The sequence below is a fragment of the Ancylomarina sp. genome (assembly GCF_041555295.1).
GTDB lineage: Bacteria > Bacteroidota > Bacteroidia > Bacteroidales > Marinifilaceae > Ancylomarina.
On record NZ_JBFFKR010000207.1, the window covers coordinates 1 to 6,054 of the forward strand.

3 protein-coding genes and 1 pseudogene are annotated in these 6,054 nt (G+C 37.0%); 3 read left to right on the plus strand and 1 reads right to left on the minus strand.

Going from position 1 to position 6,054, the window contains the following annotated elements; genetic code table 11:
• Positions 1-208 (plus strand): annotated as a pseudogene (locus ABY905_RS12880) (hypothetical protein); the annotation flags it as partial.
• 108 nt (positions 209-316) lie between these two features.
• Here the strand turns inward: ABY905_RS12880 and ABY905_RS12885 are convergent.
• Positions 317-1,912, minus strand: coding sequence for a DUF3843 family protein (locus tag ABY905_RS12885; RefSeq protein WP_372644516.1), 1,596 nt, complete (start codon positions 1,910-1,912; stop codon positions 317-319).
• A 298-nt stretch (positions 1,913-2,210) separates the two neighbouring features.
• Between ABY905_RS12885 and ABY905_RS12890 the strand changes: the two genes are divergently transcribed.
• Positions 2,211-3,980: a DNA polymerase III subunit gamma/tau gene (locus tag ABY905_RS12890; RefSeq protein WP_372644518.1), complete on the plus strand. Its 1,770-nt coding sequence runs from the start codon at positions 2,211-2,213 to the stop codon at positions 3,978-3,980.
• Positions 3,981-4,227: 247 nt separating this feature from the next.
• Positions 4,228-6,054: NADP-dependent isocitrate dehydrogenase (locus ABY905_RS12895; protein WP_372644520.1), on the plus strand; the 1,827-nt coding region annotated here is incomplete at its 3' end.

Consider the following 6,054-nt stretch of genomic DNA (forward strand, 5'->3'; position numbering starts at 1 on the left):
AAATGCATGGAAACCCTCATCATTGGGTGTTATTATAAATCAATACAAACGTATATGTACGATAAATGCCAGAAAAATTCATGCCGATTTTGCATGGCAAAGTCGATTCTACGATCATATCATTCGGAATGATGAAAGTTTAGAGAGAATCAGAGATTATATCAAAAGCAATCCTTCAAAATGGATGAAGGATCAGTTTTATGAATGAGAATGATATACCGAAGCAAGATAAAGTGAAAATGGCCCCTTATTCCGAAACGTTTTCGGTCTAAGGGGCCTGTTGTAAGTCATAAATTATAGCCGTTGAGGGTTCATACTATTGGGCTTCATCGAAATAAATATCATGCTTCCAAAATCGTGTTAAAAAATCCAGGTTTGGGGAGAATACGGTATCGAATTCTGAAGAAAGGCCACTTAGCTGCTCTTTGTACTGATCGAAGTAGTATTGCGTTAATTCCTTTGAGGCATGTTTAGAAACAATGACATCCCAAAATTTGTCTCTCAACTTCTCAGCCTTGTAGAAAGGGTTCTTTTCGTCAGGAATAATATCGACAAAATTGTAACAAATCTCCATACCCTGCTTCGAATTAATAAAAATAAAAGCTTCGGTCCATCTTCTATTAAATTCATCTAATTCATCAGCTCCAATTTCAATCTTTATATCATCACTGCCCTCGGGCAGTTTAATGTTCTCGCATTTTCGATAATAACAACCAAAGTCTGATACAAATTTAGACAGCTCTTTCGATGGCATAAAAGCAATGGGAGAGTTCTTGTTAAAAGAGATAAAGTGTTTCTTCTGTTTTTCAAGTTCTTCATTTTCTTTTCTCTGTACGTCTGCATCTAAAAAGGCAACACCCTGTTTGCTTTCTTCCGATGCTTTTTCATCCAGTATGAAATCGGCGTCAAAATTTTGATACAAAACAATGCCGCTGTTCCACCATTTGCCTTGCCATTGGTTTAACGATAGATGAAGAATAGATTCGTTGGGAATCAAGCCTTTATTGGGCGTGATGGATTGCTTTGTTAGCTCAAATCGTCTTCCTGAAGCGATATGTTCGACGATGAGATCGTCCTCATCCTCACTTTTATAGATAAAAGGGGCTCTTATACTTTTCGAAATATTTAAAACATCCTGATATAAGGGATGAGATTTGCCAATAAGGCTGGCTGCCCATTCTTTACCATTTAAAGCAAGCAGTCGGGTGCGATAGTGCCATATAAAGTGGAATCGGTTTTCGAATAAATTAGCATTCCAAGTGTCTTTTTCATGCTGAGTTCTCATATCCGAATAGTCTTCGGCTAAGTGGGTCTCCTCAAAATCTCTGAGTCTCTTAAATGCGTCAGGATAAAAAAGGTAAGTATTAAATAGAATATTATCGATAAGATCTCTTACATAAATGATATGACAAGCTTCATGTGGTAAGCTATAATATTTTTTCAGATCCTCGTTAACTTCATAATCAATGGTTTCCTCGTTCACAACATCTATGAGTTGATCGATCAGACCAGCCATAAAAAGGCTGCCCAAATAGACAATAGTATCAGGTTGTTTCACACTTAGGTAATACCAAACTAAAAATTGAATATCGCTGGAATTGATAGAAATACCTTCGTCATAACCTTCGCTGGAAAAAGGAACTGCATGCCCGTAAAGTTCTTTATGCTGGCGCCTAAATGTATGATAAATGTGAGTTTCCGAAACAATATCTTCAATAAAAGAGGCCAGCATACATGCAAATTCAGTAGCATCTTCCTCTTGCATGTCGTTATCTTCGGTAAAGTAAAGATCTTCTATCAATACATCTTTAAATTGATTAGCCAGATTAATATAGCAAGAGTCACTTATGGCTTCCTCCTTATAGGGTTTTAGTGATAGCCAATCGTGAATAGTAATTTCATTATTTTGCATAGTGTTATATGTTTATTAAATCATTTATAGGTTTCAATGTTAAATAAAGGTAAGTAACTTTAATGAAAAAATGTTCATATTGATAATTAAATTGAAGGAGGTGATTGCTTATATCTTAGAATTCATTTAAACAATTAGAACGACTTAAGTCTGTTTTAATAATTATTGTTGGCTCGAATATTTGTTTTTTGTTGAAAACAAATTAGTCCTAAATAATCGCTTTTTTAGGATGATTGTTTATCTTTGAATTCCTTGAAAAAGTAAGAATAAGAACTAATCGTTTCGTTTATACCTCAGTATGGAGAATTTTATCGTTTCGGCACGAAAATATCGCCCCTCAAGCTTTCAAACAGTAGTTGGTCAGCAGTCTATTACTATTACCCTAAAAAATGCCATTAAAAACGCTCACTTGGCTCACGCCTACTTGTTTTGTGGCCCACGTGGGGTAGGTAAGACCTCTTGTGCGCGAATTTTTGCCAAAACCATTAATTGCTCCAATGTGAGTTCCGATTTTGAGGCTTGTAATGCCTGTGAGTCGTGTATGGCTTTTAACGAGAATCGTTCTTATAATATACACGAGCTTGATGCTGCTTCTAATAATTCGGTAGACGATATCAGAACCTTGATCGATCAGGTGCGTATTCCTCCTCAAATTGGGAAATACAGTGTTTATATTATCGATGAGGTTCATATGTTATCTCAATCGGCATTTAATGCTTTTCTTAAAACATTGGAAGAGCCACCTGCACATGCGATATTTGTTTTGGCAACGACGGAGAAACACAAAATTATTCCAACTATTTTGTCGCGCTGTCAGATATTCGACTTTAATCGAATAAAGGTAGCTGACGCAGTGAATCATCTAAAGCATATCGCCAAGGAAGAAGGCATAACGATTGATGAGGAAGCTTTGAATGTGATTGCTCAGAAAGCTGACGGTGCCATGCGTGATGCCTTGTCGATTTTCGATCAGATAGTAAGCTTCTCGGGTAAGAATATCAATTTCGAAAATGTTATTCAGAACCTGAATGTTTTGGATTACGACTACTATTTTAAAATGGTAGATGCTTTCCTTGCTGGTAAGGTGACCGATGTTTTAATCTTATTCAACGAAATTGTTGAGAAAGGCTTCGATGGTCATCATTTTATAGCCGGTTTAAGTTCTCATATCCGAGACATCCTTGTGGGTAAAGATGTAGAGACTCTGCAATTACTAGAGGTCAGCGAAAGTGTGAAAGAGAAATATACCGAGCAGGCTAAGATATGCGAAGTCGATTTCTTATACGATGCTTTAGGTATTCTTAACGAATGTGATATACATTATAAGAGTAGTCAAAATCATCGCTTACTTATCGAACTTACCCTAATTCAATTGTCCCAGATAGTTGAATCAAAAAAAAAAGGAGCTAGTCTGAAGAAAAATTTCAGACGACTATTAAAAATACGAGTTGAGGGGAGAGCCTCAGCTCCCAAAGTTGCAGGAGCTAAAGATAAAGCTCCTGTTCATCCGCAACAAGAAGCTCAGAAGCCAGCCCAGAGCTACTCAGGGCAAAGTCAGCAAAAGGTTTCCACTACATCAAGTTCAGGTCCAACCTCAATATCAATAAAAGCGGCCATGAGCCGAGGTATTGTGAGTAGACTTGCCTCTTCACCTAGCCCAGAGATCAAATCAAAAGAATCAGAGGCTAAATATACAAATGTCCAAAGTCAGCCTTATACTTCGGAATCAGTCGTTGAAAAGCTCAAGGAATATACCATTGTTCGAGAAAAGAGCGATCGAATTCGCTTAGCAATAGCGAATTGTGAAGCTGAAATAAGAACAGGCGGGCAATTGGTTATTAAAGTCAGTAACCAGATACAAGAGGATGATATAACCGTTGTTAAAAATGAAATGGTTAATTATCTGAAAAGAGAATTACAGAACTCGACTATCGATTTTATAATCGAAATAACACAAACTGAAACAAAAAGACGCTTGTACACGGATACGGACAAATTCAAATATTTGTGTCAAAAAAATCCATTTTTGGAGCAGCTAAAGCAGAAATTTTCCCTCGACTTCGAATAATTTAGATTAAATAGCCCTAAAAGGGATGATAAATCGGATGATTACACGAGTGTTTTTATGTCTATAGTGCTGATAGTCTAGTTGTTTTGATTAAAGAAAAAAATCGTTAAAAAAAAAGCACTTTTATATTCTGAAATAAAAAAAATCTATATGTTTACCCTCGAATTAGACGCTGTTTAATTCACAAGAAATACACACAATCAAGTATTATTTTTTTCATTAAAAATTACACAAAACACCAACTGACATGGCAACAAGGTCAAAAATTATTTACACAAAAATTGATGAAGCTCCAGCTTTAGCTACTTATTCATTATTGCCTATTATTAAGGCATTTGTAGTAGCTTCAGGTATCGAAGTTGAAACTAAAGATATTTCTTTAGCAGGGAGAATTATCGCTAACTTCCCAGAGAATTTGACTGAAGATCAAAAGATCTCTGATTACCTAACAGAGCTAGGTGATTTAGCAAAAACTCCAGAGGCTAACATTATTAAGTTGCCAAATATCAGTGCATCTATTCCTCAGCTTAAATCTGCTATTGCAGAATTACAAGCTAAAGGTTACAAGTTACCAAACTACCCAGAGGAAGCTACAACTGAAGAAGAAAAAGCATTACAAGCTCGTTTTGCTAAAGTTCTTGGTTCAGCAGTAAACCCGGTTTTACGTGAAGGTAACTCTGACCGTCGTGCAGCTGCTTCTGTAAAGAAGTATGCTCAAAATAACCCTCATCGTATGGGGAAATGGTCAGCTGATTCTAAAGCACACGTAGCTCACATGACTGAAGGAGATTTCTACGGAAGTGAGAAATCTGTGACAATGGCTAAGGCTACTGATGTAAGAATCGAGTATGTTGACAACAATGGTACTGTAACAGTATTAAAAGAGAAGCAAGATCTATTGGAAGGCGAAGTTATCGATACATCAGTAATGAATGTAAGAGCTTTACGTGCTTTCTATGCAAAAGAAATTGCATCTGCAAAAGAAGAAGGTCTACTATGGTCGCTACACTTAAAAGCTACCATGATGAAGATTTCTGACCCTGTAATGTTTAAGCATGCTGTTGAAGTATTCTACAAAGAAGCTATCGAGAAGCATGCTGACACAATCAAAGAGTTAGGCGTAAACTTCAATAATGGTTTAGGCGATCTTTATAATAAAATTCAAAATCTTCCTGAAGCTAAGAGAACTGAAATCGAAGCTGATATCATGGAGATTTACAAGTCTCGTCCTGATATAGCGATGGTTGATTCTGATAAAGGAATCACTAATCTACATGTACCAAATAACGTAATTATTGATGCTTCAATGCCAGTAGTTGTTCGTGATGGTGGAAAAATGTGGAACCCAGCAGGCGAATTACAGGATACTAAAGCATTGATTCCAGATCGTTGTTATGCTACAATGTTCCAGGTTTGTTTCGATGACTGTAAGAAAAATGGTGCATACGACGTAGCGACTATGGGTTCTGTATCAAACGTTGGTTTGATGGCTCAGAAAGCTGAAGAGTATGGTTCTCATGACAAGACTTTCATGGCTCAAGGAAACGGTACTATCCGTGTTGTTGAGTTTGATGGTACAGTTGTTATGGAACAAGCTGTTGAAACAGGTGATATCTTCAGAATGTGTCAGGTTAAAGATGCACCTATTCAGGATTGGGTTAAATTAGCCGTAAACAGAGCTAAAGCAACTCAAACGCCAGCTATATTCTGGTTAGATGAGAACAGAGCTCACGATGCTCAGTTGATTTCTAAAGTAAATACTTACCTGGCAGACCACGATACAACCGGATTAGATATTCGTATTCTTAAGCCAGTTGAAGCTATTGCTTTCTCACTTGAGCGTATCCGTAAAGGAGAAGATACAATCTCAGTAACTGGTAACGTATTGCGTGACTATTTAACTGACCTTTTCCCAATTATTGAACTTGGAACTTCTTCTAAGATGCTTTCTATCGTTCCATTGATGAATGGTGGTGGATTATTCGAGACGGGTGCAGGTGGATCAGCTCCTAAGCACGTTCAGCAATTCGAAAAAGAAAATCACTTACGTTGGGACTCACTTGGTGAATTCCTT